Here is a 24,817-nt window from a genome sequence, read left to right on the forward strand (position 1 = left end):
CGCTCGACGAATAGGGCGCCTGTTATGGTCGTGCAAAATGTGTGGGGCAAGGCCGGAATGTCAATGCGTTCCTTTTGCAGCGTGAAAAATCCCTAGATTTCAGCCCCCTATATGCCTTTGGGGCAGGCGAAGCCTCATGGGGGTGCTGCGTTGCGATACGTCCATTTCAGCTTGCTAGCGACAAAAGCCCACCGGGTTGACGCTGGATTCGGCCCTCAAGTTCCAGATCTACCAAAGCGGGTCCAAGATCACCGGCCGAAGCAGCGATATCGCGCAGCAGTTGGTCTTCGGCGATGGGCGATGGGCCGAGTCGTTGCAGGATTTGATCGTGCAGCGCTACAGCGGGTGTCGGTATTGGCGCAACAGGAGGCTCACTGGGTGTTCGGAAGAGGTCTTCTCCCTTGGGCAGGGCTTCGATCACATCTTCCGCAGATCGGATCAAGGTCGCGCCGTCCCGAATCAACAAATTGCATCCGGAGGCCCGTGCATCGAACGGATGGCCGGGAACGGCGAGGACCTCGCGCCCTTGGTCCAGCGCGTCCCTTGCAGTGATCAGGCTGCCTGACTTAGCCGCGGCCTCAACCACCACGACCGCCTGTGCCAGCCCCGATATAATCCGGTTGCGGCGCGGAAAGTGGCGGGCTTGTGGTGTCAGCCCCATAGGTTGCTCCGACAGGCGTAGACCTGTCTCGCCGATCTTATGCGCCAGTTCGCTGTTCTCGGCCGGGTAGATGACATCGACCCCTCCGGCCATCACGGCGATGGTGCCGGTTTCCAGCGCGGCCAGATGGGCCGAAGTGTCGATTCCGCGGGCAAGACCAGAGACAATGACATGGCCGAGATCGCCCAGTTCTTTCGCCAGACCACGGGCCATACGCGCGCCGAGCGAGGAGCAATTGCGCGCGCCCACCAAGGCGATTGCGGGTTTTTGCAGCATGGAAAGATCGCCAAAAGCCCATAGAAGCGGCGGCGCGTCAGATACATCCTGCAAAGCTTTTGGAAAATCGGCGGACCCAAGGCACACAAGCCGCGCTTTGGCGGCTTGTGCGGCCTTGAGTTCCGCCTCAACCACGCCGGGAGGGCAGATTTCATACCCGTTTATTCCGGCAGCGCGTGCCATTTCAGGCAGCGCGGCCAGCGCGTTCTGCGCTGAGCCATGTTCGCTTAGCAGCCGACGAAACGTCGCCGGACCAACCTTGCGTGAGCGCAACAGGCGGAGCCACGAAAACCGATCCTCTTCCGTGGTGGGTGGGAGTGGGGGGTGATTGGAAGAATGCTGCTCTTCGGTCATCCGATGCTCCGCCTGATTGCAGAACTGGTTTACGTGTGTCGGGGTTAACAGCCTGTAAATCGTTGAAAATTAGATGCAATTTTTTGGGCGTGTTCTCCAGGGAATGCTGTTAAGCAATTGTATTGTAAGTATAAAACTTCTGCCAAGGTGAATGAACCGCAATTCCAATTGACTTCAGCCACTTTGGCGAAAAGGCGCAATGTTAACCCTGCGCCTTTCCTATTTCAGGTGATTCCGACTCAGGCGGCGGAGCCTCCGACGGTCAGTCCGTCCATCAGAACCGTTGGCTGGCCGACACCTACGGGCACCCATTGACCATCCTTGCCGCAGGTTCCCATTCCCGGATCCAGCGCCATGTCGTTGCCCAACCCACGGATGCGGTTCAGCGCAGAAGGTCCATCCCCGATCAGCGTCGCGCCTTTGACCGGAGCGCCGATCTTGCCGTTTTCGACCCGGTAGGCCTCGGTACAGGAAAAGACGAATTTGCCGTTGGTGATGTCGACCTGACCACCACCGAAACCCACGGCCCAAATACCGTCCTTGATATCAGCAACTAGAGCGGCCGGGTCGGCATCGCCGCCCAGCATCACCGTATTGGTCATGCGCGGCATCGGTTTGTGCGCGTAGCTTTGCCGTCGTCCATTGCCGGTAGGGGTGACGCCCATCAGGCGGGCGTTCTGGCGGTCTTGCATGTACCCAGTCAAGATACCGTCCTCGATCAATACTGTGCGAGAGCTTGGCGTTCCCTCGTCATCCACAGTGATCGAGCCGCGCCGATCAGCAATCGTGCCGTCATCCACCACTGTCACGCCTTTGGAGGCAATCTGCTGCCCCATCAGACCTGCAAATGCCGAGCTGCCCTTGCGATTGAAATCCCCTTCCAGCCCGTGCCCGATGGCTTCGTGCAGCAGGATACCGGGCCAGCCGGGGCCTAAGGCGACTTCCATCACTCCGGCCGGGGCGGGGACAGCTTCGAGGTTGACCAGTGCGATCCGCAGGGCCTCACGCGCCTTGCTCTGCCAGTCGGCAGGGTCGATCAGCCCACTCAGCCCTACACGGCCACCGCCACCAGCCGAGCCGCTTTCACGGCGGCCATTCTGCTCGACGATGACCGAGACATTTACCCGGGTCATCGGGCGCACGTCGCGCACCAGCACGCCGTCGGGGCGCAGAATCTCGACCTCTTGCACCGCGGCGGCGATAGTGGCGCTGACTTGCACGACGCGAGGGTCTAGATCGCGGGCGAAGGCGTCGATCTCGCGCAGGGTCTCAACCTTGACAGGGAAGCTGGCGGTTTCAATGGGATCTTCATCGGTGTAAAGGCGTTTGTTGGTCGCCATGGGGGCATCGGCCAGGGTGCCCCCTCCGTCACCAACGGCCAGCCGAGCGGTCTCGGACGCGCGTTTCAACGCGGGAATCGAAACGTCTGTCGAATGTGCATAGCCCGCTACTTCGCCCTGAACGGCCCGCAGCCCGAATCCCTCGGATGCATCGTAGGATGCGGTCTTCAACCGACCATCGTCAAAGACCAGAGACTCGGATTTCCGCCGTTCGACAAACAATTCTCCGTCCTCGGCCCCGGCGGTCGCCGATTGCAAAATGGAGAGCGCTTCATCATGCGGAAGAGCGCTTTCAAAAGGGCGAAACGGGGCCTGAGTCATGGGCTGTAACCTTTCCGGTTTGATCCAGATCAAAAATAGCGTCTGTTTGACGCAAGCATTTTGCTTTATCTACCCGCAGGAATATGGTTTTTAACGCGGCCAAAGACAACGGGTGTGGTTTCACCGATTCATACCTTTTCGCCAGAGACGCAAAGATCAAACGATCAGGACAAGACATGAAGAATGCTTTGATGCTTTCCGGGCTTGCTACGGCCCTCTCCAGCCTTCCCGCCATGGCTCAGGAGCTTGAGATAATTGGCAAGCCGGTTGACGGTGGAATGGGCTTTCAACCCGCAGCGACCAGCCTTGCAGACGGGATTCACAGGCTGGACGCGATGATTCTGGTAATCATCACCGTGATCTGCCTGTTTGTTGCTGCGCTGCTGGTTTACTGCATCGTGCGCTACAACCAGCGCGCCAACCCGACACCGGCGCGGTTCTCGCACTATACCCCGGTTGAGATCGCGTGGACTTTGGGTCCGATCCTGATTCTGGTGTTCATCGGCGCTTTCTCCCTTCCGGTTCTCTTCAAGCAGCAGGAAATTCCCGAAGGTGATGTGGTCATCAAAGTGGTCGGCAACCAGTGGTACTGGACTTACGAATATGTTGATCACGATTTCGCGTTCGACAGCTACCTGCTTGGCCACCCCGCTACGCTTGATGAAGGCGCACGCCCTGCAGACGCGGATGTGACCCCCTTCGTTCTGGATGACGCTATGCGCGCCAAACTGGCTGATGCAGGCTACAGCGATGATGAATGGCTGCTGGCCACTGATACCGCTGTTGTGGTTCCGGTCGGCAAGGTCATCGTGATGCAGGTCACCGCATCTGACGTGATCCACTCTTGGACGATCCCGTCCTTCGGCGTGAAGCAGGACGGCGTTCCCGGTCGTCTGGCCGAGCTGTGGTTTGAAGCTGACAAAGAGGGCGTCTATTTCGGCCAGTGTTCCGAGCTTTGCGGCAAGGACCACGCGTACATGCCGATCACCGTCAAAGTTGTCAGCGAAGAGGCCTACGAGCAGTGGCTGAACGGCGCGATCGAGGAATATGCGGGCAAGCCGCAAAACTTCCAAGTGGCCTCGAACTGAGCGTAGACTGGGCGTTCGCGCCTTAGAATACTCGTTGGCTGCGCGCTAAACCGCGCGGCTTTCGCCCCAAAAGGACCCGAGATGACCGACGCAAGCATCAATGCCAGCACATCGACCGCCAAGGCATACGCGGATGAGGCCAGCTTTGGCGATTATTTCGCCCTGCTGAAGCCGCGTGTGATGTCTCTGGTCGTGTTTACGGCTCTGGTTGGCTTGCTGGCGGCTCCGGCGTCGGTGCATCCTTTCGTGGGTTTCTGCGCCATCCTGTTTATCGCCATCGGTGGCGGCGCGTCTGGTGCACTGAACATGTGGTGGGATGCGGATATCGACCGGGTGATGAAGCGGACCAAAGGCCGTCCGATTCCCGCCGGTAAAGTACAGGAAGGCGAGGCGCTGTCGCTGGGTTTGGCGCTGTCCGGCCTGTCGGTGATCATGCTGGGCCTTGCGACCAACTGGTTCGCCGGCGCGTTTCTGGGTTTCACCATTTTCTTCTACGTTGTGGTCTACACGATGTGGCTGAAACGCTCGACGCCGCAGAACATCGTGATCGGCGGCGCGGCAGGTGCGTTCCCTCCGGTGATCGGCTGGGTTGCCGCAACCGGGTCGATGACGCTTGAGCCGTGGCTGATGTTTGCTCTGACCTTTATGTGGACGCCTCCACATTTCTGGGCATTGGCGCTGTTCATGCGCTCGGACTATGACGATGCGGGCGTGCCCATGTTGACCGTGACCCATGGTCGTCGCGCGACCCGTAAGCATATTCTCGTTTACACCGGCCTTCTGGCTGTTCTGGCCGTTGGCACCGCGTTCTCAGACATCGGCGGGCCGATCTATCTGGCAGTTGCCATGGTGCTGAACGCCCTGTTCCTGCGTGGCGCATGGCAGATCTCGCGCCGCACCGAAGACGACGCGGAAGCGGACAATTTCAAGGTGGAGCGGAGTTTCTTCAAGCTGTCTCTGCTGTACTTGTTCCTGCATTTTGGCGCGATTCTGGTTGAGGCGCTGCTGAAACCCTACGGCTTGGGAGGGTGGTGATGAGCCTGCGCAAAAGCCATGAAATTCACCAACGTCGTTTCAGCCGAAACTTGGGTGTTGGCCTGACACTTGCGGCCTTCATCGTGATCATCTTCGGCCTCACAATCGTCAAGGTCTCGGGCACCAGCCTGGGGCAACCCGTGCAGGAGGTGCAAAACTGATGGCTCTGTCCGGTCCTCAGAAAACTGTTGTGCAAACCGTGGGTGTGGTTGTCCTGATGGGCAGCCTCGCCTGGGCGGCTGTGCCGTTTTACGACTGGTTCTGCCGTGTTACCGGATTCGGAGGCACCACTGGCGTCGCCGAAGCCGCGCCTGATGATATCCTCGACCGCAAAGTGACGGTCCGTTTCGACGCATCCAAAGCCAAGGACATGGCGTGGGAGTTCAAGCCCGTCGAGCGTGAGATGGAGGTGCGCATCGGTGAAACCGGGCTGGCCTTCTATGAGGCCTACAACCCGACCGATCGCCCGATTGCGGGGCAGGCGTCTTACAACGTCGCGCCGTATTCGGCAGGTGGCTATTTCCAGAAAATCGCCTGCTTCTGCTTTGAAGAGCAGGTTTTGCAACCCGGTGAGCGGGTAGAGATGCCGGTCAGCTTCTTTGTTGATCCGGAAATGGTCGAAGACCTCGAAGCGAAATATGTGCATACGATTACTCTGTCGTATACATTCTACGAAATTGACCTGCCCGAGGGCTATGCCGCCCTTGAAACGCAGGAAGACACAAACACGAACTAACGCCTTTAGGTGAGGGACGCTGATGGCACACGCAAAAAACCATGATTATCACATTTTGGCCCCGTCGATCTGGCCGCTGATCGGCGCTGTCGGTGGCTTTGTGATGCTGTTCGGAGCCGTCCTTTGGATGCACGGTGTGACGCCGTGGCTGTTCTGGGCCGGTCTCGTTGCCGTGCTGTACACCATGTTCGCCTGGTGGTCCGAAGTTGTGGTGGAAAGCCGTCAGGGCGACCACACGCCGGTTGTGCGCATCGGTCTGCGCTATGGCTTCATCCTGTTCGTGATGTCCGAGGTAATGTTCTTCTTCGCCTGGTTCTGGTCGTTCTTCAAACATCGCATGTACCCGATGTACGACTATGCGGGCACCGAATACATCCAGCCGGATATCCACGCGGTTGATCCGTTCCACCTGCCGCTGATCAACACTCTGGTCCTGCTGCTGTCGGGCTGTGCGATCACCTGGGCGCACCACGCTCTGGTTCACGACAACGATCGCAAGGCGCTGATCAACGGTCTGGCCATCGGTATCGTGCTGGGTATCCTGTTCACGGCGCTTCAGGCGTTTGAATACTATGAATTGCTGGCCCATGAGGATTGGCAGTTTGGCGGTGACCAGTTCTACTCGAACTTCTTCATGGCAACCGGCTTCCACGGTTTTCACGTAGTGATCGGTACGATTTTCCTGACAGTCTGTCTGATCCGCGCGCTGAAAGGGGACTTCACCCCCGAGAAACACGTCGGTTTCGAGGCCGCAGCCTGGTACTGGCACTTCGTTGACGTGGTCTGGCTGTTCCTGTTCTTCGCAGTCTACATCTGGGGACAGGCGCCGCTGTTCTAAGCGGCTTTGGTATTGAACTGCAAAAGCCGCTCTTCGGGGCGGCTTTTTCGCATTTTCGAGGGCAAGATTGCGCCCCATACAATTGCGTGGTTGCATTCTCGTGCCTGCCCCCCTTAACAAGACGCCGGTTCCTGCAACGAGCGATAGTCCTTCCATGCGCCGCACTCTGTTTCTGCTGATCTTCAGTCTCGCCGGATTGGGCGTATTGCTGTGGCTTGGTACGTGGCAGGTCCAGCGTCTGGCGTGGAAGCAAGAGATCCTTTCCGAGATTGAAAGCCGCATCGCCGCCGAACCAGTTCCGCTGCCGCAACAGGTGTCAGAGGATGAAGACAAATATCTGCCTGTGACGGTCTCGGGTGATATGGAGCCGGGCGAGATCCACGTTCTGGTCTCGGTCAAGCAAGTCGGGGCCGGGTATCGCATCATCCAGTCGTTCAGCACCGAGGATCGCACCATTTTGGTGGACCGGGGTTTTGTGCCAACCACGGCCAAGCAGACTGACCGTTTGACCGGCCCGATGGAGGTGACAGGCAACCTGCATTGGCCAGATGAGATCGACAGCTATACGCCTGAGGCCGATATCGACAGCAACATCTGGTTCGCCCGCGACGTGCCCAATCTGGCCGCCGCGCTGGGGACCGAGCCGATCTTGCTGATCGCCCGGTCTCAGACCGATCCGGGCGTGACCCCGCTGCCGGTCGACACGGCGGGGATCCCCAATGATCACCTGCAATATGCAATCACATGGTTTGGACTGGCCCTCGTCTGGGCCGCGATGACCGGATACTTCCTGTGGCGCAATCGCGCCCCTTCTGAGAGTGACCCGCAATGAAATACATCTCGACCCGTGGCCAAGCGCCTGAACTGAGCTTTGAAGAGGCGATGCTGACCGGGCTGGCCCGTGACGGTGGCCTGTACCTGCCGGCCGAAATCCCTACGCTCAGCCATGACGAGATCGCCGCCATGGCTGGTCAGTCCTACGAGGAGATCGCGTTTCGCGTGATGTGGCCCTATGTCAGCGGTTCCTTCGCAGAGGATGAGTTCAAACAGATCATCGCCCGCGCCTATGAAGGCTTCGGTCACGACGCCCGCGCGCCGCTAAAGCAGTTGAACGAAAACCACTTCCTGTTGGAACTGTTCCACGGGCCAACGTTGGCCTTCAAGGATTTTGCCATGCAGCTGATCGGTCAGCTGTTCCAGGTGGCCCTGAATCGCCGCAACGACCGTGTCACCATCGTTGGCGCGACCAGCGGCGATACCGGCTCGGCAGCGATTGAGGCATTCCGGGGCCTGGATGCGGTGGATGTGTTCATCCTCTATCCGCATGGACGGGTGTCCGAGGTGCAGCGCCGCCAGATGACGACGCCAGCGGACAGCAATGTCCATGCGCTCGCCGTGGATGGTGACTTTGACGATTGTCAGGCCGCACTGAAGGATATGTTCAACGATTTCGACTTCCGGGATGAGGTCAAATTGGCGGGCGTAAACTCGATCAACTTTGCCCGCGTTCTGGCGCAGATCGTGTACTACTTCTCGGCGGCTGTCAGCCTTGGCGCGCCGCATCGCGAAGTCAGCTTCACCGTGCCCACCGGCAATTTCGGGGACATCTTCGCAGGCTATCTGGCCAAACGTATGGGGCTGCCCATCGACCGACTGGTTGTGGCGACCAACCAGAACGACATTCTGCACCGCTGCCTGTCGGGTGAGGGATATTTCAAAGGCGAGACCATCCCCTCGATCAGCCCGTCGATGGATATTCAGGTCAGCTCAAACTTCGAACGCGCGCTGTATTATGCTTATGTCGAGGATGGCAGCGCGGTCGCTCAGTTGATGGATGAGCTGAAATCTGGTGGTTTCAACGTCAGCCAAGGCGCGATGGAGGCCTTGCGCGAGAGCTTTGATTCGGGCCGCGTGTCCGAAGATGAAACGCTTGAGACGATCAAACATACTCTGGCCCATAGTGCCGAGCTGGTCTGCCCGCATTCGGCCATCGGCATCAAAGTGGCTGAGGACCACCGCGCAGCAGATGTGCCGATGATCACTCTGGCCACCGCGCACCCGGCGAAATTCCCGGCTGCGGTCGAGAAGGCGAGCGGGGAACATCCGCCTCTTCCATCCCGCATGTCTGATCTGTATGAACGTCCGGAACGGGTGACGCGGATTGCCAATGATCTGGGTGCCCTCGAGGATCATATCAGAAGGCATATCGCTGAGTGACAGTCAGACAAGACCAGCTGAAGAACGGCTTTCGTATCGTCAGTGAACATATGCCGGGGCTGCAATCGGCAGCCATCGGCATCTGGGTGACCGCCGGCGGGCGGCATGAGCGGATCGAACAGAACGGGATCGCGCATTTCCTTGAACATATGGCGTTCAAGGGAACCGAGCGGCGTTCTTCGCTGCAAATCGCAGAGGCGATTGAGGATGTAGGTGGCTATATCAACGCCTATACCTCGCGCGAAGTGACGGCCTATTACGCGCGCGTCCTGAAAGACGACGTGGCGCTGGCGATGGATGTGATCGGCGACATCGTTCTGAACCCGGTTTTCGATCCGCGTGAGATCGAAGTTGAACGTGGCGTGATCCTCCAGGAAATAGGTCAGGCCTATGACACGCCGGACGACGTGATTTTCGACTGGCTGCAGGAACAAAGCTATCACGACCAGCCGATTGGCCGCACCATCCTCGGTCCGTCTGAACGGGTGAGTTCCTTCTCGCGAGAAGATCTTTCCGGCTTCGTGGCTGAGCACTATGGCCCTGAGCAAATGATCCTGTCTGCGGCGGGTGCTGTGGATCACGACGCGCTGATGAAAATGGCCGAAGAGATGTTTGGCCACTTGCAACCGCGCAAGGGCCTGATCCCGGAAGCTGCCCGCTTCACTGGCGGTGAGGCGCGGCAAGAAAAAGATCTGGAGCAGGCGCATTTTGCTCTGGCGCTGGAAAGCCCGGGCTATCGCGACGATGGGATCTATACCGCTCAGATCTATTCGACGGCGTTGGGCGGCGGCATGTCCTCGCGTCTGTTCCAGGAAGTGCGTGAGTCGCGCGGGCTCTGCTACACGATCTTTGCGCAGACCGGGGCCTATGCGGATACCGGCACGACCACGATTTACGCGGGAACGTCGGCAGATCAGGTCGCCGAGCTGGCAACCATCACGATAGACGAGATGAAGCGCGCCGCCGAAGACATGAGCGAAGAAGAGGTCGCTCGTGCCCGTGCGCAGATGAAAGCCGGGATGCTGATGGGTCTGGAAAGCCCCTCGAACCGGGCTGAGCGTCTGGCGCGTCTGGTGCAAATCTGGGGGCGGGTGCCTTCGTTGGAAGATACCGTCGCCAAAATTGATGCGGTCAGTACCGAAGATGTCCGGGCCTTCGCCGAACGCATGGCCGTTCAGGCCCCGGCGGCCTTGGCGCTATACGGTCCGGTCTCGGGCGCGCCATCCTTGGTAGAACTGCAGGAGAGGCGTGCGGCGTGATGCTGTTGGGCAGGCGCAAGCTGAAACTTGAAACCGCGCGGCTAAGGTTGCGCCCGCCTGTGCATTCCGACTTCAACGAATGGGCCGCTCTGCGCCGCGCCTCAGAGGAGTATTTGACCCCCTGGGAGCCGATCTGGGCGCAGGACCATTTAAGCCGCAAGTCTTTCACCAACCGGGTCTATTGGGCGCAGCGCTCGGTCGCCAGCGGAACCGCAATCCCGTTGTTTCTGTTCCGCCGTTCAGATGACCTGCTGGTGGGGGCGATCACACTGGACAACATCCGCCGCGGTCCTGCGCAGGCTGGAACCCTGGGCTATTGGACCGGGCAGAGCTTTGCGCGCAACGGCTACATGCGCGAGGCTATCGGAGCGGTCGTTCATCACGCCTTCACCCGCTTGGACCTAAGCCGGATCGAGGCAGCCTGCTTGCCCGAAAACAAACCCTCTCGCGGGCTGCTGGAAAGCTCGGGTTTCAAATACGAGGGTGTGGCGCAGTCCTATCTGCAGATCAACGGGCGGTGGCGGACGCATGTTCTTTACGCCAGCTTGCGGTCGGATCGCCGGGGCCGGACGGACGCAGGTTAGGGGGCTCTGCCCCCGTCGCGGCAAGCCGCGCCTCCCCCGGGATATTTTTGGCCAGATGAACAAGGGGCATGACTTGGCGGAGGGATGCGCTACACTCCTCCTATGCGCTGGATTGTAGCTGTATTGATATTTCTTTCGGGTGCGGCTGCTGCGCAGGAGCGGCGGCCGAGCCATTGCATTGCCATCGCCGACGCAGCACCTGGGATTGAATATCTGCACAAGGCCGCTTGGCAGGACCCGGTGCCGGAGTTTTCGGTGCGGATCAGCTATATCGCGCATGCGTCCTTTCTGATCCAGACTGCGGGCGGGCTGAACGCGGTCACGGATTTCACCGGGTTCATCGGCAGCGCCGATCTGATCCCGGATGTGGTGACGATGAACCACGCGCACAGCACCCATTGGACGGCACATCCGGACCCGGCCATTCCCAATGTGCTGCCAGGGTGGGGTGAGTTCGGGCAGGGGATAGACCATCATCTGGATTTAGGCGAGATGCTGGTGCGCAATGTCTCGACCGATATCCGGTCGTCCTATGGTGGGGTCGAGGAGAAGGGGAACTCGATTTTCGTGTTCGAGGTCGAAGGGCTGTGTATCGGTCATTTGGGGCATTTGCATCACGTGCCCTCGGATGAGCAGTTTGCCGCGCTGGGGCGTTTGGATGTAGTGATGGCAGCCGTCGATGGCGGGACGACCATGCCTCTGCCCGAGATGATCTCGGTCCTCAAACGGCTGAAAAGCTCGGTGATTATTCCCATGCATTGGTTCTCCGGTTTCTCGCTGGATCGCTTTCTCGTCTATATTCGCAATGACTTCCCGGTTGTACGCGAAGGTGTGTCAGAGCTGACCGTCTCGCTGCGCAGTTTGCCGGACCGGCCCACAGTTGTCGTGCTAGAGCCGCAATATCTGATCGATCTGGAATAGGGCTTGCCGGTCGCGCGCATGTTGGGCAAGGAAGGCGAATGGATTTGAACCCCGCAGATGCCAAGCTTGCTGACGCCATTCGCGCTGAATTGGGCGATGATGTGTTGCGTCCGGTTTCTGAACGTTACCTGGAAGAGCCGCGCAACCGGTTTGCGGGCGAAATTGGGTTGTTGGCCCTGCCGCGCAACGTGCAGGACGTGGCGGCGCTGGTTCGGCTTGCCTCGGGTGCGCGCGTGCCGGTTGTGCCCTATGGCGGCGGCACGGGCTTGGTAGGTGGGCAGGTCATGACCTCTGGTCCGGCACCTTTGTTGATCTCACTGGAGCGTATGACCGCCATTCGCGCGGTTTATCCAACTGAAAACGTAATGATTGCCGAGGCTGGGGCCGTTCTTGAGGACGTGCAGGCCGCAGCAGAGGCGCCGGACAGGCTGTTTCCCCTGTCTCTGGCCGCGCAGGGATCGTGTCGGATCGGGGGCAACCTCGCGACCAATGCCGGGGGCGTCAACGTGCTGCGATATGGTAATGCACGTGATCTGTGTCTGGGGCTAGAGGCGGTGTTGCCCAGCGGTGAAATCTGGCATGGGCTGAGCCGGTTGAGAAAAGACAACACGGGCTATGATCTACGCAATCTGTTGATCGGGTCCGAGGGGACGCTGGGGATCATCACCGCCGCCTCCCTTAAGCTGTTTCCACGTCCGGCTGAGGTAGGGACAGCGATGTTTCAAGTGGCCTCGCCCGAGGCCGCGATCGACCTGCTGGCCCTTGCGCGCGATTTGGTGGGCGAGACGGTCAGTTCGTTTGAACTGATCCACCGGCAAGGGTTGGGTTTCCTGACCGAGGTGCTGCCCGATGTGCGCCAGCCATTCGATACGCCGCCCGAATGGAGCGTGCTTATCGAGCTTGGATTGGCGGCCGGGCAGACCGCGTCTGAGCGTTTGGAGGCGATTTTCGCTGCTGCGGAGCCTCGGGGCCTTGTCCAAGATGGCGTGATTGCCCAGAGCGAGGCGCAGCGCCGCGCGCTTTGGGCCGTGCGTGAGCGTATCCCTGAGGCCAACCGCCTGATCGGGTCCGTCTCGAGCCATGATATATCGGTCCCGATCTCGACCATCCCCGAATTCATTCGGCAGGGTGCCGAGGCGATCGGCGCGTTAGGTCCGTTCCGTATCAACTGTTTCGGGCATTTGGGCGATGGTAACCTTCACTACAACGTCTTCCCGCCCAAGGGTCAGAGCCGCGATGCCTTTGATGGCCACCGCAAAGCGGTGAAGAACGCGGTTCACGATCTTGTTCACGCGTTTGACGGCTCGGTCAGCGCGGAACACGGGGTGGGACGGTTGAAGGTCGAGGACTTGGAGCGCTATGGCGATCCCGTCAAACTTCAGGCGATGCGAGGGATCAAGGCTGCCTTGGACCCAAAAGGGATCATGAACCCCGGAGCGATCCTGAAGGCGTAGACACGGCCCGAACGGTCCGGACCGTGTCTGATTGCTTTATGATGCGGGCAGAATGACCTTGTCGATCACGTGGATCACGCCGTTTGATGTCTCGATATCAGCCTGAACGACGTTGGCGTCATTCACCATCACGCCCGAATCCAGATCAATCGTGATATCGCCGCCCTGTACCGTGGCCGCGGTCATGTCGTCGGACAGATCGCCCGACATCACTTTGCCCGGCACCACATGGTAGGTCAGCACGGCGACCAACTGGTCTTTGTTTTCGGGCTTCAGCAGGTCGGCCACTGTGCCTTCGGGCAGAGCTGCGAACGCTTCATCCGTAGGGGCGAACACGGTGAAGGGACCTTCGCCTTTCAAAGTGTCTACAAGTTCGGCGGCCTGAACGGCGGCGACGAGGGTTTCGAAGCTACCGGCTGAGACGGCGGTATCGACGATGTCTTTGCCGTGACCGTCTGCCATTGCGGATGTGCCCAACAGGATCGTTGCGACGCTAGCGACTGCGAGTTTGCGGAACATTTTATGGTCTCCCAAATTAGAAATGCTTCAAGCAGCATCAATCGGGATACGGCGATCTGCGCATACGGATCACGCGTTTTGCGCAAAGAATTGCCTTGAACAGTCGCGAAACAGCGCTAAGCCAACGCTGTTTCAAATTTCAATACAATAATATGTGAGTTTTTTCGGCTCACAGACCTTCGAATTCACATAGGACATGAACATCCATGCCCATATCCTCTAGCACTTTGCGCCCGCCCAGCTCAGGCAGATCCACAATAAACGCGCAAGAGATGATCTCACCCCCCAGCCGCTCAATCAGTTTGATGCCAGCGCCAGCGGTGCCGCCGGTGGCCAGCAGATCATCGACGACCAGAACCTTTTCGCCTGCTTGGATGGCGTCATCGTGGATTTCGACGATCGCCTCGCCATATTCCAACTTGTAGTCCTGGCTGATCGTGGTGCCGGGCAGCTTGCCCTTTTTGCGGATGGGAACGAAACCGACGCTCAACTGGTGTGCAATTGCGCCGCCCAGAATAAAACCGCGCGCCTCAAGCCCGACGACCTTGTCTATCCTCTCGCCCGCATAGGGGTGCAGCATCTGATCGATGGCCATGCGAAATCCGCGCGGATCGGCAAACAGGGTGGTGACGTCGCGAAACATGATCCCTTCATGAGGGAAATCGACGATGGTTCGGATGTAATCCTTGACCGAGTTGTTTCTGGACATGAGGCACCCCTTTGGCATCAGAACACGCCGGGGTGTTTGGCCCATTGGGGTCAACCTTGCAAGGAGAGATTGCCGCCTGCGCCTATCTGCGCCGGTTCGGGACGGCCTTTGATAGTCCGTAGTACCGGTACAGCGTGGCGGGGAGCCACGACAGGTGAGGTTTGCGCCAATTGCGCTGGTCTCTCAAAAGAAATGCCTGAGCCGCATGAAGGTTCATTGCCAAAATCCTTTTTTTGTTGTTAGGTGCCCGATATCTACATCCTATATGCTATGTATATACATTGCATCGCGGAGAGAATCAAGTGTTTTGCGGGATTAAGGCGCGTGGCGAAGAAAGACGGTAAGGGTTCTACCAAGAAAAACAGTCAGTTGGTGTTGCGTCTGGATAAGGACGAACGTGATGCCTTTGTCGAATTGTGTAAAGAGCTGGACACGTCAGCCGCACGCGAAATCCGCCGCTTTATCCGCGGGTTCATGAAAGAACACGCAGACGATTAGGCGGGTCGCCGCAGTACAGCCGTCGCAACGCCCATTCCGATCAGAGCTAGTCCTCCGAACCGTGTCATTGCGTTGATCACGCCAGCGCGCCCGATCATGAGCCGCAGTCGATCGGCCAGAAGCGCGTAAGCCAGCGCATTCAGCCACGCGAGGCCCACGAAGGTCGCAATCAGGATCGCGAATTGAGGGCCCAGGGGTTCGGCTGGGCGCAGGAACTGCGGGACGAAGGCGATGAAAAAGGCGATTGATTTCGGGTTCAGGGCGGTAACTGCTGCCGCATGTCCGAAAACCCCGCGCGCGGTAACATCACGCCCTGTTTCAACCGGGTTCAACCCACCCGATGGCGCGCTGCGCAACAGTTTGATGCCCAACCAGACCAGATAGGCGGCCCCGATCCACTTCAACACAGAAAACAACGTGGCAGAGGCCAGAACTAAAGCGCCCAAACCCAGCAGAGACGCTGTCATCGCGACAAGATCACCAACGGCAACACCGGTGGCCGAGGCAACCGCCACGCTGCGCCCTTTTGATAGCGCATAGCTGAGAACCAGCAGCACGGTCGGTCCGGGGATCAGCAGCAACGCGGTCGATGCGGCCACAAAGGCCAACCAGAGTTCTAAAGACATGGGTCATCCTGTTCCTGTTCGCCTCGCAGCAAGCCCTCACACGGAGCAGGCGTCAAGCGGTTTCAGCCTCGCCCAGAAATTCTAAAGGCCGGATTAAGCCTGATACATCTCTCTTGAATCCCGCGCATCGATGCCCAGACTGATAAGACGGATGAACGGAGGCCCCGATGGAGCAGACTCAGAACCTGACGCAAGACCACACAGCGCGGCTGAGAAAAGGCGCATTTGTCCTGATTGCGGTGATCGCGGCGCTCTATGTGTTGGCCGTGGTTTATATGTATGTGAATCAGCGCGATCTGCTGTTCAAACCATCCGGCGTGTTGCCTGAACCCAGCGCGATCGGTTTGGCGGATGTCGAGGTCCTGTCGCTGCCCATGTCGGATGGCACCGATCTGACGGTCTGGTCCGCGCCTGCAGTGGCTGAGGATGCGCCGACCGTTCTGTTTTTCCACGGACAAAGCGGTAATCTGGGAGATCGCGCCGACCGGCTACGTGAAATCCTGAACAGCGGCTTCGGTCTGCTCGCGCCAAGTTATCGAGGGTTCCCCGGCAGCGATGGCACCCCATCCGAGGCCGCTTTCGTCGCTGACGGTCTGGCCCTCTATGACCAACTAAGCGCACAGGGCCAATCGGTTGTGCTTCATGGTCAGAGCCTCGGAACTGGCGTCGCGGCTGCTGTTGCCGCACAGCGCCCTGACGCGGGACTGCTGGTCTTGGAAGCACCCTTTACCGCAACCGTTGATGTCGCGGCCGAGCGCTACCCTTGGCTGCCCGTTTCACTTCTCATGCAGGACAAGTTCGCCACACGCGACATCATCGGCCAAATTGAGGTGCCGACGCTGATCTTTCATGGCTCCGAAGACATCGTCGTCCCGCCGCATCACGGAAAAGCGCTTGCCGAAGGAGGCGAGGCTCAGTTGTTCATGATTGAGGGCGGCACACACAATGATCTCTGGTCGCATGGCTTGTGGCAGACCGTGCAAGACAATCTGCCGCCGCAGTAAGACTACAGAACCCGGCCGGCCACCGCGTCCAGCTTTGCCAGCACGGTCAGGTCGCGATTTTCCGGCGCGGTCAGGATCGCGTGGTCCAGGGCCCGGTCACACCCATGCGGGCAGGGCGTGCGGATCGGACCCAGCAAGCCTGGCAGCCCTTTGACCAAAGCCCGGCCCTTTTCTGCATTCCCGGTCAGGGTTGCGATAATCGAGGTCACGTCGACCTCGCCATGATCAGGGTGCCAGCTGTCATAGTCAGTGACCATCGCAACCGAGGCATAGCAAAGCTCGGCCTCGCGGGCGAGTTTCGCCTCAGGCATATTGGTCATGCCGATCACATCGCAGCCCCACTGTTCGCGGTACATCTTGGACTCGGCCAGAGTCGAAAACTGCGGCCCCTCCATCGCCAGATAGGTGCCGCCGTGATGCACGGAAATACCAGCGGCTATTCCGGCCTCTTCGCAGGCATTCGACAAACGCGGGCAGGTGGGATGCGCCACGCTGACATGGGCCACGCAGCCGGTTCCGAAAAAGCTTTTCTCTCGTGCAAATGTCCGGTCGATGAACTGATCCACGATCACGAAATCACCCGGCGCCATATGCTCGCGGAATGATCCGCAGGCCGAGACCGATATCACATCCGTCACACCCAGCCGCTTTAAAGCGTCGATATTGGCGCGATAAGGCACTTCGGTTGGCGAATGGATGTGTCCGCGCCCGTGGCGGGGTAAAAACACCATATCGACTCCATCCAATGATCCGGTCAGAACCTGATCGGAGGGCGCTCCCCAAGGCGTATCAACCCGGACCCACTCCGCATTTTCCAGCCCGTCGATGTCGTAAATGCCTGATCCGCCGATGACGGCGATTTTTGTTTGGGTCACGTTGGGTCTCCGCTGCTCAATCCATGCGGGAAAACACTGCGGGTCGCAGGCGAAATTGGCAAGTGGTCTCAGCCATTTGCACCGGTTCATCGCGAGTTGTGCTGTTAAGCTATGCGGTTGACGCATATCAGGGTCCCGCTGATCGCGGTATCTCTTGGGTGCTTTGACAGGTAAAAGGCGCCCTTTCGCGCGAACACAAAGACCCACAGGACCGTCCCATGCCCCGAGCCATGCTGGCAAGCTTTGCCAACCGTATTGCCAAGCCCGATCTCCGTTGGGTGCCCGATGAGGGCCTTACCGTGTCGCGCCTGCGGATTGAGCTGCTGTCAGGTCTGACGGTTGCACTGGCGCTGGTGCCCGAAGCCGTGGCCTTTGCCTTTGTCGCGGGCGTGCATCCTCTCGTCGGTCTTTACGCGGCCTTCATGGTCGGCCTAATCACCGCGCTGATCGGAGGCCGCCCCGGCATGATTTCGGGCGCGACGGGGGCCTTGGCGGTCGTAATGGTGGCGTTGGTCGCGCAGCACGGGGTCGAGTACTTGTTCGCAACCGTGGTTTTGATGGGCATTCTGCAAGTAATAGCTGGTGCGATGCATTGGGGGCGTTTCATTCGCCTTGTGCCGCATCCGGTGATGCTGGGTTTTGTGAACGGGCTGGCGATTGTGATCTTTCTGGCGCAGATGGGCCAGTTCAAGGTCCCCGGAACCATGGAAAACACCGGCCACGGGATGAGCGGGGGCGAGTGGCTCTCAGGCATGCAACTCTATACAATGCTGGGTCTCGTCGCGCTAACCATGGCGGTGATATGGGTCATGCCGCGGATCACGCGTATCATTCCGGCCCCTCTAGCCGGTATTCTGGTGGTTGCCGCGCTGGTGATCGGCTTTGGTTTGGATGTGCCGCGCGTCGGTGATCTGGCCTCGATCGAGGGCGGCTTGCCTGCCTTCCACATCCCGATGGTGCCGCTGAACTTCGAAACGCTCGAGATCATCTTGCCCTACGCGGTCATTCTGGCCGCAATTGGCCTGATTGAATCTCTGCTGACTCTGAACCTTGTGGGTGAGATCACTAACAAGCGTGGCGGAGCCTCGCAGGAATGCATCGCGCAGGGCGTCGCAAACGTAGCCACCGGCTTCTTCGGAGGCATGGGTGGTTGCGCCATGATCGGCCAGTCGATGATCAACGTGAAGTCCGGCGGTCGCACCCGGATTGCGGGCATCGCGGCTGCTCTGTTCCTGCTGATCTTCATCCTGTTCGCCTCGCCGCTGATCGAGCAAATCCCGCTGGCTGCGCTGGTTGGTGTAATGTTCATGGTGGTGATCGGGACCTTCGCCTGGAACTCATTCAAGATCATGCGCAAGGTGCCTTTGATGGACGCCTTCGTGATTGTTCTGGTGACTGTCGTTACGGTGATGGAAGACCTTGCGGTTGCGGTTGTCGTCGGCGTGATTGTTTCGGCCCTGGCCTATGCATGGAATAACGCCAAGCGTATCCATGCTGTCACCCGCGACTCTGAGACGGAAAAGGGCGCGAAAGTCTATGAAATCCAGGGTCCGTTGTTCTTTGGCTCGTCGGACGGATTTGTCGAGCTGTTCGACGTTCCGAACGATCCCGACGTGGTCATTGTGGATTTCGCCGAAAGCCGCGTGGTCGATCAATCCGCCCTGCAGGCCATCGAAAACGTCGCTGCAAAATACGAGGCTGCGGGCAAGCGTGTGATGCTGCGTCATCTTAGCCACGACTGCCACAAGCTGCTGAACAAAGCGGGCCACTTGATGGTCGATAGCGACGATGACCCGGATTACGGCTTGGCCGTGGACTACTCGGTCCGTACCGGCATCCTGGGTGGCCACTGAGGTATTTGCGAGGCTCTGCCTCGCGCTCCGGGATATTTGAGGCCAGATGAACAAAGGATCCCCTGCTTCATCTGGCTAAAAATATCCCGGGGGAGTCGCCGCAGGGCGGCGGGGGCAGCGCCCCCTTGGGACAGGCCTCAATCATCCGGCCTGTTCAGCGAAAACAGCTCGGTGACAACGGCATAGTCTCGGTAGCCAAGCCGCGCCAAAGGCTGGAAGGTTGTCACGTCGAATTTGCCATCCTTCAGGCAGTCATCGCGCAGATGGACCCCGGTTACTTCGCCAAAGACAACGCGGTTCGCCTCACCGGGTAGAGTCGTGATCTCGGTCAGCTTGCATTCCAGCGCAGCGGGCGCATCTGCAACGCGTGAGCAGGCAATGGTTTCGCACTCGACCGCTGTCAGGCCTGCATGGGCAAATTCGTCGGTATCTTTTGGCAGTCCGGCTGAACTCGCATTCATCGCATCTCGGTGGGCAAAGGCTACGATGTTCACGCAGAATAAGCCCGTTGCCTCGATATTGGCGATGCTGTCCTTGCCGCCATCCTGGTCGTGCTTGGTTCCGGTTGTGGCAAACATCACCTGCGGCGGGGAGTAGGCGACCCCGTTGAAGAATGAGTAAGGCGCCAGATTGTTGATCCCGTTAGCGTCGCGCGACGAAATCCATCCGATTGGGCGCGGGGTGATGATGGCGTTGAACGGGTTGTGCGGCAGGCCGTGGCCGTCTTCGGGGCGATAGAACATATGGTCTCCAAGCGTTTGCCCAAGGCGTAACGAAGTGCTAGGGCGATTGCCAGCTAGGAAAAGAGGGCAGGCGTGCAGCACTTCGCGATCAGGCCGGAAGAGCCGCAGGATTGGTGGGAGGTCGAGGCCCTCTATGATCTGTGCTTTGCGCCGGGGCGTGAGGCGCTTTCCTCTTACCGTTTGCGCGATGATGTGCCGCCAGTGACCGGTTTGTCTCTGGTTGCGCGCGATGGGCAGGGAATTCTGGCCGGAGCGATCCGGTTCTGGCCTGTTCATGTCGGTGATCATGACGCCTTGCTGTTGGGTCCTGTTGCAGTTCACCCCACTCATCAGGGCGAGGGGCTTGGAGGCTACCTCATTCATTCCGGCGTTGAAACGGGGCGGGAAAAGGGTTGGGACCGCGTCATGCTGGTCGGCGACGCGCCATATTACGCCCGTTTTGGGTTCACGCCATTGACGGGGGTTGAGATGCCCCCGCCAACCAACCCCGACCGTGTTTTGGGCATGGCTCTGAGCCCCGGAAAGTGGGACAATATCACCGGAGCCGTAACCCGCTGGTCGCGCTGAACTATTGAAACACCGCGCTGAAATACCGATCTTTCAAGGAACGGAGGGTTCGGATGCAGGATGTTATACTGATCGACAGTGTCGACGCGGACGCGGAATTGGATCGCTTGGCGAAACACTACCGCTCGGCCGGTGGGGCGGGTGTCAAACTGCTCAACGCTTTGGGCGGGTCGGCGGAATCCCTGCTGGATCAACTGCCCGAACCTCTGCGCAACGGCTTGACCGGAGCGACCGAGCAAGCCCTTTGGATGGCGATGCAGGCAGCGCAAGGATCGCGGCAGGTCGTACCGGATCAGGCCCCTTGGCTGAACACCGCGGTCACAACGGCAATGGGCGCTGCGGGCGGATTGGGTGGCCTGTCTACCGCCTTGGTCGAGTTGCCGGCGACCACAGCGATGCTGTTGCGCTCAATCCAAGGGGCAGCCGCGCGTGAAGGCTTTGATCCGGCTGAAGAAAACGTGAAATTCGACTGTGTTCGGGTGTTGGCGGCTGCAGGTCCCTTGTCGCACGATGACGGAGCGGATCTGGGGTTCTTTTCCGTGCGCCTGACGTTGACAGGCCCTGCGATGCAGAAACTGATTGCGGCTGTGGCGCCAAAACTATCGGTTGTGTTGGGTCAGAAATTGGCGGCGCAATCCGTACCGGTTCTGGGGGCGCTTGCGGGGGGTGGGACGAATTACATCTATACCCGCTACTACCAGCAGATCGCCCATGTTCACTTTGGTTTGCGTCGGTTGGCGATGGACGCGGATATCTCACACGATGTTCTGGTTCGCAGGCTCAGCGCGCGTATGTAGCGGTTAGATTTGGTCGCTGCCGCATCATGTGGTATACTGAGTTTAACAGGCCGCGATATAAAAGCTTAATAGAAGACGCGGTATACAGGCACTGATCTGATGCGAAAGTGAGTGTGGCGCGATGAAGGTTTCTCGGGCGTCCAGTCTAAACCTCGATGTGGGGCAGGTTCCGGTCCTGCCTCAGGCAGCCGCGTTGTGCTATCGGTTGTCGCGAGGTCGTCCTGAGGTTCTGTTAATCACCTCCCGCAAGGCGCAGCGCTGGATCATCCCGAAAGGCTGGTTGATTGATGGATTAAGCGCCTCGGAAACCGCGGCTCAGGAAGCTTGGGAAGAGGCCGGTGTGATCGGCACATGTGTGCCGGTCAAGCTGGGCCAGTTCTCGATGGCCAAAACCTGCGCCAAGCGTGGTCCGGTTCTGTGCGCGGTGGATGTCTACCCACTGCATGTGGATCAGGTTCAGAATCAGTTCCCAGAGACAGGGCAGCGGAAACGTAAGTGGTGTACGCTTCAAAAGGCCGCATCGAGAGTCAACTCGCCGGATCTTGCCGCTATTTTGCGCAAATTTGCGCCCCGGATACACTAAACTTAATGCTGAGAGACTTGATATTGGAGTTTCGGTCGGTATCTATTCGCCAACCGTCATTTTGGAAGGACCATGATTCAATACGCGTTGAAGTGCAGCAAGGGCCATAGTTTCGACAGCTGGTTCCAATCTGCCGAAGCCTACGACAAGCTGGCAGCCTCGGGCATGGTGACATGCGCGGTATGTGGATGTGCCCATGTTGAAAAGGCGATCATGACTCCGCGTGTCCGGCCTGCGCGGGATGCCCAGAAGACCGCGCAAATGCCAAAACCGTCATCGGATGATATCAACGTAGCCAGCACCCCCACTGAAGTTGAACGCGTCTTGGCCGAACTACGCCGCAAGGTCGAAGAAAACTCGGACTATGTGGGCCATGACTTCGCCTCGGAGGCGCGCAAGATGCATCTGGGCGAAGCACCCGAGCGCTCGATCTATGGCGAAGTGAAACCGGATGAGGCGAAATCCCTGATCGAAGACGGGGTACCGGTTGCGCCACTTCCCTTTATTCCCAGCAGAAAGACAAACTGACCCATGCATATCGTGATTACCGGAGCCAATCGGGGAATTGGATGGGCTCTGGCGGAGCGATATCGCGCGCAGGGTCATGGCGTCACGGGAACTGCGCGTGATGGCAGCGCCGAGGTTCAGTTGGACGTAGCCGATCCGGCGCAGCAAGCGGCGATGGCGGACCAGCTAAAAGGGCAGCCGGTCGACCTGTTGATTTGCAATGCGGGCGTTTATTTGGACAAAGGTCACAGCATTGATGACTACCCCGCCGAGATGTGGGCGCAGAGTTTTGCGGCCAATGTCACTGGCGTTTTCCTGACTGTGCAGTCATTGCTGCCCAATCTGCGCGCGGCTGTCGGACGGATTGCGATCATGTCGTCTCAGATGGCATCGCACACCCGCGCGCCGGGCGGCAGCTACATCTACCGCGCCTCCAAGGCGGCGGCGTTGAATTTGGGGCGTAATCTGGCGGCCGACTTAAAGGCGGATGGGATTGCAGTGGGCATTTATCACCCCGGTTGGGTGAAGACCGACATGGGTGGCTCAGCGGCGGACATCCATGTGGATCAAGCCGTCGCTGGCCTGATGGAGCGTTTCGATGCGCTGTCGCTGGACAACACAGGTTGTTTCGAAACCTACGACGGGAAGCCTCACGCCTACTGAGTGTTCAGCGCGGCCTTGGGCAGTTCATACACTTCGCCGGGTTCGATGAAAATCACCATGATGTCGCCCCGAACTTCATGGTTGATCGGTGAGGGCGAGCTGCTGGAATCCGGAATGCCATCGGTGAAGTAAATTCTGCGAACATCACCACCGGGCAACATCACGGCTAATGTTGCGGTGCCATCATCACGGCGGCGCAGCTCGGCGTTGCAGCTTTGCAGCGGATCACCGGCTCTGCCGGCGCAGGGAACCGTACCCAGCGCGTTCTGTCCATCGGTGCCAGCCACGCTGGCCTGCTGGGACAGGGCTGGGGATGCGATCACGGCAAGGACGGTTGCGAAACGATGCATGAATAACCTCTTGGAATTGCTTTAGCGCTAGGCTGACATTGCGTTTTCGGAAAGTAAAGCGGCCCCGTGACGCAATATCTGTTATGCAGCGCCCCTTGCTCTTGGTGTCCCCCTCGCATATGAGGCTCGGGACTTTAAATCCAAGGCGCGGAGACACTTGCCCCCATGCCCGTACTCGTGATGAAATTCGGTGGCACATCGGTTGCCAATCTTGACCGCATCCGCCGCGCGGCGAAACGCATCGGCGTTGAGGTGGCAAAGGGCTATGACGTCATTGTCATCGTCTCGGCAATGTCCGGCAAAACCAACGAATTGGTGGGGTGGGTGAACGAGACCTCGCCGCTGTTCGACGCCCGCGAGTATGATGCTGTGGTGTCGTCGGGCGAAAACGTCACCGCCGGCCTGATGGCGCTGACGTTGCAGGAGATGGAAATTCCGGCGCGCAGCTGGCAGGGCTGGCAGGTGCCGCTGCTGACCAATGGCGCGCATTCCTCGGCCCGGATCGAGGAAATTCCGACCGACAACCTGAACCAAAAGTTCGGCGAAGGCATGAGGGTGGCCGTGGTTGCCGGTTTCCAGGGTATCAGCCCCGAAGGCCGGATCACGACGCTGGGCCGTGGCGGTTCGGACACGACCGCTGTTGCCTTTGCTGCCGCGTTTGAGGCCGAGCGCTGCGATATCTACACGGACGTCGATGGCGTCTACACGACCGACCCGCGCATCTGCGAAAAGGCGCGCAAGCTGGACCGGATTTCGTTCGAGGAAATGCTCGAACTGGCGTCACTGGGCGCGAAAGTGTTGCAAACCCGCTCGGTCGAGCTGGCGATGCGCTATAAGGTGAAACTGCGCGTTCTTTCAAGTTTCGAAGAACAATCAGACGAGGCCGGTACACTGGTCTGCGACGAGGAGGATATCATGGAATCCAATGTTGTGGCCGGTGTGGCCTATTCCCGCGACGAAGCCAAGATGACCGTCGTTTCCGTGGCCGACCGCCCCGGCATCGCATCGATCATTTTCACCGCGCTCAGCGATGAGGGCGTGAACGTGGATATGATCGTCCAGAACATTTCGGACGAAGGGCGTACGGACATGACCTTCTCCTGCCCGACCGATCAGGTGGCGCGCGCTGAAAAGGCGCTGTTGGCGATCAAGGATGCGGGCGAACTGAACTATGCCGAGCTGGTGGCCGACGAAGACGTCTGCAAGGTTTCGGTGGTGGGCATCGGCATGCGCTCGCAATCGGGTGTGGCGGCCAAAATGTTTAAGGTTCTCTCGGATGAGGGGATCAACATCAAGGTCATTACAACCTCTGAGATCAAAATTTCCGTCCTTGTCGACAGGAAATACATGGAACTTGCGGTTCAGGCACTGCATGATGCCTTTGAACTGGACAAGGCGGCCTGAGCTGATCGGCCAAAGGTTTCGCCTGACGCACTAAT

The 24,817-nt window shown here is 59.1% G+C and carries 28 protein-coding genes; 20 read left to right on the forward strand and 8 right to left on the reverse strand.

The window, feature by feature from the left end:
• Positions 1 to 166: 166 nt before the first annotated feature.
• On the reverse strand, positions 167 to 1,291 hold the full coding sequence (gene dprA / locus ACXAH8_RS19285; RefSeq protein ID WP_475220251.1) for a DNA-processing protein DprA: 1,125 nt from the start codon (positions 1,289 to 1,291) through the stop codon (positions 167 to 169).
• A 239-nt stretch (positions 1,292 to 1,530) separates the two neighbouring features.
• The gene (tldD, locus tag ACXAH8_RS19290; protein ID WP_475220252.1) at positions 1,531 to 2,952 is read right to left on the reverse strand and encodes a metalloprotease TldD; all 1,422 of its coding nucleotides are present in this window, start codon (positions 2,950 to 2,952) and stop codon (positions 1,531 to 1,533) included.
• Positions 2,953 to 3,128: 176 nt separating this feature from the next.
• Between tldD and coxB the strand changes: the two genes are divergently transcribed.
• The 11 genes from coxB to ACXAH8_RS19345 all read left to right on the forward strand — a co-directional run bounded on the left by coxB (position 3,129) and on the right by ACXAH8_RS19345 (position 13,084).
• Complete coding sequence (gene coxB / locus ACXAH8_RS19295; protein WP_475220253.1) at positions 3,129 to 4,040, forward strand: cytochrome c oxidase subunit II; 912 nt, start codon at positions 3,129 to 3,131, stop codon at positions 4,038 to 4,040.
• An 81-nt stretch (positions 4,041 to 4,121) separates the two neighbouring features.
• The gene (gene cyoE / locus ACXAH8_RS19300; RefSeq protein WP_475220254.1) at positions 4,122 to 5,075 is read left to right on the forward strand and encodes a heme o synthase; all 954 of its coding nucleotides are present in this window, start codon (positions 4,122 to 4,124) and stop codon (positions 5,073 to 5,075) included.
• Positions 5,075 to 5,236 (forward strand): hypothetical protein, encoded by a 162-nt coding sequence (locus ACXAH8_RS19305; RefSeq protein WP_170462197.1) that lies wholly within the window; start codon positions 5,075 to 5,077, stop codon positions 5,234 to 5,236. Before cyoE ends, ACXAH8_RS19305 begins: the two co-directional genes overlap by 1 nt.
• A complete protein-coding gene (locus ACXAH8_RS19310; RefSeq protein WP_170377874.1) occupies positions 5,236 to 5,811 on the forward strand; it encodes a cytochrome c oxidase assembly protein in 576 nt (191 codons plus the stop codon). The genes ACXAH8_RS19305 and ACXAH8_RS19310 overlap by 1 nt, the downstream gene beginning before the upstream one ends.
• Before the next feature lie 22 nt (positions 5,812 to 5,833).
• Positions 5,834 to 6,649 carry a cytochrome c oxidase subunit 3 gene (locus ACXAH8_RS19315; protein ID WP_170377876.1) on the forward strand — a complete coding sequence of 272 codons (816 nt, stop codon included), beginning with the start codon at positions 5,834 to 5,836 and terminating at the stop codon, positions 6,647 to 6,649.
• Positions 6,650 to 6,803: 154 nt separating this feature from the next.
• A complete protein-coding gene (locus ACXAH8_RS19320; RefSeq protein ID WP_475220255.1) occupies positions 6,804 to 7,481 on the forward strand; it encodes an SURF1 family protein in 678 nt (225 codons plus the stop codon).
• On the forward strand, positions 7,478 to 8,866 hold the full coding sequence (thrC, locus tag ACXAH8_RS19325; RefSeq protein WP_475220256.1) for a threonine synthase: 1,389 nt from the start codon (positions 7,478 to 7,480) through the stop codon (positions 8,864 to 8,866). Before ACXAH8_RS19320 ends, thrC begins: the two co-directional genes overlap by 4 nt.
• Positions 8,863 to 10,125 carry a M16 family metallopeptidase gene (locus ACXAH8_RS19330; RefSeq protein ID WP_475220257.1) on the forward strand — a complete coding sequence of 421 codons (1,263 nt, stop codon included), beginning with the start codon at positions 8,863 to 8,865 and terminating at the stop codon, positions 10,123 to 10,125. Before thrC ends, ACXAH8_RS19330 begins: the two co-directional genes overlap by 4 nt.
• A complete protein-coding gene (locus ACXAH8_RS19335; protein ID WP_475220258.1) occupies positions 10,125 to 10,709 on the forward strand; it encodes a GNAT family N-acetyltransferase in 585 nt (194 codons plus the stop codon). Before ACXAH8_RS19330 ends, ACXAH8_RS19335 begins: the two co-directional genes overlap by 1 nt.
• 84 nt (positions 10,710 to 10,793) lie before the next feature.
• Positions 10,794 to 11,630: an MBL fold metallo-hydrolase gene (locus tag ACXAH8_RS19340; RefSeq protein WP_475220259.1), complete on the forward strand. Its 837-nt coding sequence runs from the start codon at positions 10,794 to 10,796 to the stop codon at positions 11,628 to 11,630.
• 38 nt (positions 11,631 to 11,668) lie between these two features.
• Entirely contained in the window at positions 11,669 to 13,084 is a 1,416-nt protein-coding gene (locus ACXAH8_RS19345; RefSeq protein WP_475220260.1) for an FAD-binding oxidoreductase, read from the forward strand.
• A 36-nt stretch (positions 13,085 to 13,120) separates the two neighbouring features.
• Here ACXAH8_RS19345 and ACXAH8_RS19350 read toward each other — a convergent pair whose 3' ends face one another.
• Positions 13,121 to 13,603, reverse strand: a complete 483-nt coding sequence (locus ACXAH8_RS19350; protein WP_170377886.1) for a fasciclin domain-containing protein — start codon at positions 13,601 to 13,603, stop codon at positions 13,121 to 13,123.
• 169 nt (positions 13,604 to 13,772) lie between these two features.
• A complete protein-coding gene (locus ACXAH8_RS19355; protein ID WP_170477435.1) occupies positions 13,773 to 14,312 on the reverse strand; it encodes an adenine phosphoribosyltransferase in 540 nt (179 codons plus the stop codon).
• Positions 14,313 to 14,636: 324 nt separating this feature from the next.
• Here ACXAH8_RS19355 and ACXAH8_RS19360 point away from each other — a divergent pair, with 324 nt between their 5' ends.
• The gene (locus ACXAH8_RS19360; RefSeq protein ID WP_170377890.1) at positions 14,637 to 14,810 is read left to right on the forward strand and encodes a hypothetical protein; all 174 of its coding nucleotides are present in this window, start codon (positions 14,637 to 14,639) and stop codon (positions 14,808 to 14,810) included.
• On the opposite strand, the gene ACXAH8_RS19365 is transcribed toward ACXAH8_RS19360, so the two are convergent.
• On the reverse strand, positions 14,807 to 15,436 hold the full coding sequence (locus ACXAH8_RS19365; RefSeq protein WP_170377892.1) for a LysE family translocator: 630 nt from the start codon (positions 15,434 to 15,436) through the stop codon (positions 14,807 to 14,809). The genes ACXAH8_RS19360 and ACXAH8_RS19365 overlap by 4 nt on opposite strands.
• A 167-nt stretch (positions 15,437 to 15,603) precedes the next feature.
• On the opposite strand from ACXAH8_RS19365, the gene ACXAH8_RS19370 reads away from it, so the two are divergent.
• Positions 15,604 to 16,440 carry an alpha/beta hydrolase gene (locus tag ACXAH8_RS19370; RefSeq protein ID WP_475220261.1) on the forward strand — a complete coding sequence of 279 codons (837 nt, stop codon included), beginning with the start codon at positions 15,604 to 15,606 and terminating at the stop codon, positions 16,438 to 16,440.
• 2 nt (positions 16,441 to 16,442) lie between these two features.
• Here the strand turns inward: ACXAH8_RS19370 and ACXAH8_RS19375 are convergent, their stop codons facing one another.
• Positions 16,443 to 17,315, reverse strand: coding sequence for an S-methyl-5'-thioadenosine phosphorylase (locus ACXAH8_RS19375; RefSeq protein ID WP_475220262.1), 873 nt, complete (start codon positions 17,313 to 17,315; stop codon positions 16,443 to 16,445).
• Between the two features lie 218 nt (positions 17,316 to 17,533).
• Here ACXAH8_RS19375 and ACXAH8_RS19380 point away from each other — a divergent pair, with 218 nt between their 5' ends.
• Positions 17,534 to 19,168, forward strand: coding sequence for a SulP family inorganic anion transporter (locus ACXAH8_RS19380; RefSeq protein WP_170471921.1), 1,635 nt, complete (start codon positions 17,534 to 17,536; stop codon positions 19,166 to 19,168).
• 137 nt (positions 19,169 to 19,305) lie between these two features.
• On the opposite strand, the gene ACXAH8_RS19385 is transcribed toward ACXAH8_RS19380, so the two are convergent.
• Complete coding sequence (locus ACXAH8_RS19385; protein ID WP_475220263.1) at positions 19,306 to 19,911, reverse strand: flavin reductase family protein; 606 nt, start codon at positions 19,909 to 19,911, stop codon at positions 19,306 to 19,308.
• A 72-nt stretch (positions 19,912 to 19,983) separates the two neighbouring features.
• Here ACXAH8_RS19385 and ACXAH8_RS19390 point away from each other — a divergent pair, with 72 nt between their 5' ends.
• From ACXAH8_RS19390 to ACXAH8_RS19410, 5 genes are all read left to right on the forward strand, one after another.
• The gene (locus ACXAH8_RS19390; RefSeq protein ID WP_475220264.1) at positions 19,984 to 20,478 is read left to right on the forward strand and encodes a GNAT family N-acetyltransferase; all 495 of its coding nucleotides are present in this window, start codon (positions 19,984 to 19,986) and stop codon (positions 20,476 to 20,478) included.
• A gap of 53 nt (positions 20,479 to 20,531) precedes the next feature.
• A complete protein-coding gene (locus ACXAH8_RS19395; RefSeq protein WP_475220265.1) occupies positions 20,532 to 21,275 on the forward strand; it encodes an EcsC family protein in 744 nt (247 codons plus the stop codon).
• Positions 21,276 to 21,396: 121 nt separating this feature from the next.
• Positions 21,397 to 21,858, forward strand: a complete 462-nt coding sequence (locus ACXAH8_RS19400) for an NUDIX hydrolase (protein WP_475220266.1) — start codon at positions 21,397 to 21,399, stop codon at positions 21,856 to 21,858.
• Positions 21,859 to 21,930: 72 nt separating this feature from the next.
• Positions 21,931 to 22,386, forward strand: a complete 456-nt coding sequence (locus tag ACXAH8_RS19405) for a DUF1178 family protein (protein WP_475220267.1) — start codon at positions 21,931 to 21,933, stop codon at positions 22,384 to 22,386.
• 3 nt (positions 22,387 to 22,389) lie between these two features.
• Positions 22,390 to 23,028, forward strand: a complete 639-nt coding sequence (locus ACXAH8_RS19410; protein WP_475220268.1) for an SDR family NAD(P)-dependent oxidoreductase — start codon at positions 22,390 to 22,392, stop codon at positions 23,026 to 23,028.
• On the opposite strand, the gene ACXAH8_RS19415 is transcribed toward ACXAH8_RS19410, so the two are convergent.
• Positions 23,022 to 23,378: a hypothetical protein gene (locus ACXAH8_RS19415; RefSeq protein WP_475220269.1), complete on the reverse strand. Its 357-nt coding sequence runs from the start codon at positions 23,376 to 23,378 to the stop codon at positions 23,022 to 23,024. The genes ACXAH8_RS19410 and ACXAH8_RS19415 overlap by 7 nt on opposite strands.
• A 165-nt stretch (positions 23,379 to 23,543) precedes the next feature.
• On the opposite strand from ACXAH8_RS19415, the gene ACXAH8_RS19420 reads away from it, so the two are divergent.
• The gene (locus tag ACXAH8_RS19420) at positions 23,544 to 24,782 is read left to right on the forward strand and encodes an aspartate kinase (RefSeq protein WP_170377908.1); all 1,239 of its coding nucleotides are present in this window, start codon (positions 23,544 to 23,546) and stop codon (positions 24,780 to 24,782) included.
• Positions 24,783 to 24,817 lie beyond the last annotated feature (35 nt).

This window comes from Ruegeria sp. ABV3_008 (assembly GCF_056161185.1).

Coding starts and splice junctions, on each gene's coding strand:
- dprA (WP_475220251.1), bottom strand. CDS start 1,291: ATGACCGAAGAGCAGCATTCTTCCAATCACCCCCCACTCCCACCCACC.
- tldD (WP_475220252.1), bottom strand. CDS start 2,952: ATGACTCAGGCCCCGTTTCGCCCTTTTGAAAGCGCTCTTCCGCATGAT.
- coxB (WP_475220253.1), top strand. CDS start 3,129: ATGAAGAATGCTTTGATGCTTTCCGGGCTTGCTACGGCCCTCTCCAGC.
- cyoE (WP_475220254.1), top strand. CDS start 4,122: ATGACCGACGCAAGCATCAATGCCAGCACATCGACCGCCAAGGCATAC.
- ACXAH8_RS19305 (WP_170462197.1), top strand. CDS start 5,075: ATGAGCCTGCGCAAAAGCCATGAAATTCACCAACGTCGTTTCAGCCGA.
- ACXAH8_RS19310 (WP_170377874.1), top strand. CDS start 5,236: ATGGCTCTGTCCGGTCCTCAGAAAACTGTTGTGCAAACCGTGGGTGTG.
- ACXAH8_RS19315 (WP_170377876.1), top strand. CDS start 5,834: ATGGCACACGCAAAAAACCATGATTATCACATTTTGGCCCCGTCGATC.
- ACXAH8_RS19320 (WP_475220255.1), top strand. CDS start 6,804: ATGCGCCGCACTCTGTTTCTGCTGATCTTCAGTCTCGCCGGATTGGGC.
- thrC (WP_475220256.1), top strand. CDS start 7,478: ATGAAATACATCTCGACCCGTGGCCAAGCGCCTGAACTGAGCTTTGAA.
- ACXAH8_RS19335 (WP_475220258.1), top strand. CDS start 10,125: ATGCTGTTGGGCAGGCGCAAGCTGAAACTTGAAACCGCGCGGCTAAGG.
- ACXAH8_RS19340 (WP_475220259.1), top strand. CDS start 10,794: ATGCGCTACACTCCTCCTATGCGCTGGATTGTAGCTGTATTGATATTT.
- ACXAH8_RS19345 (WP_475220260.1), top strand. CDS start 11,669: ATGGATTTGAACCCCGCAGATGCCAAGCTTGCTGACGCCATTCGCGCT.
- ACXAH8_RS19350 (WP_170377886.1), bottom strand. CDS start 13,603: ATGTTCCGCAAACTCGCAGTCGCTAGCGTCGCAACGATCCTGTTGGGC.
- ACXAH8_RS19355 (WP_170477435.1), bottom strand. CDS start 14,312: ATGTCCAGAAACAACTCGGTCAAGGATTACATCCGAACCATCGTCGAT.
- ACXAH8_RS19365 (WP_170377892.1), bottom strand. CDS start 15,436: ATGTCTTTAGAACTCTGGTTGGCCTTTGTGGCCGCATCGACCGCGTTG.
- ACXAH8_RS19370 (WP_475220261.1), top strand. CDS start 15,604: ATGGAGCAGACTCAGAACCTGACGCAAGACCACACAGCGCGGCTGAGA.
- ACXAH8_RS19380 (WP_170471921.1), top strand. CDS start 17,534: ATGCCCCGAGCCATGCTGGCAAGCTTTGCCAACCGTATTGCCAAGCCC.
- ACXAH8_RS19385 (WP_475220263.1), bottom strand. CDS start 19,911: ATGTTCTATCGCCCCGAAGACGGCCACGGCCTGCCGCACAACCCGTTC.
- ACXAH8_RS19395 (WP_475220265.1), top strand. CDS start 20,532: ATGCAGGATGTTATACTGATCGACAGTGTCGACGCGGACGCGGAATTG.
- ACXAH8_RS19400 (WP_475220266.1), top strand. CDS start 21,397: ATGAAGGTTTCTCGGGCGTCCAGTCTAAACCTCGATGTGGGGCAGGTT.
- ACXAH8_RS19405 (WP_475220267.1), top strand. CDS start 21,931: ATGATTCAATACGCGTTGAAGTGCAGCAAGGGCCATAGTTTCGACAGC.
- ACXAH8_RS19410 (WP_475220268.1), top strand. CDS start 22,390: ATGCATATCGTGATTACCGGAGCCAATCGGGGAATTGGATGGGCTCTG.
- ACXAH8_RS19415 (WP_475220269.1), bottom strand. CDS start 23,378: ATGCATCGTTTCGCAACCGTCCTTGCCGTGATCGCATCCCCAGCCCTG.
- ACXAH8_RS19420 (WP_170377908.1), top strand. CDS start 23,544: ATGCCCGTACTCGTGATGAAATTCGGTGGCACATCGGTTGCCAATCTT.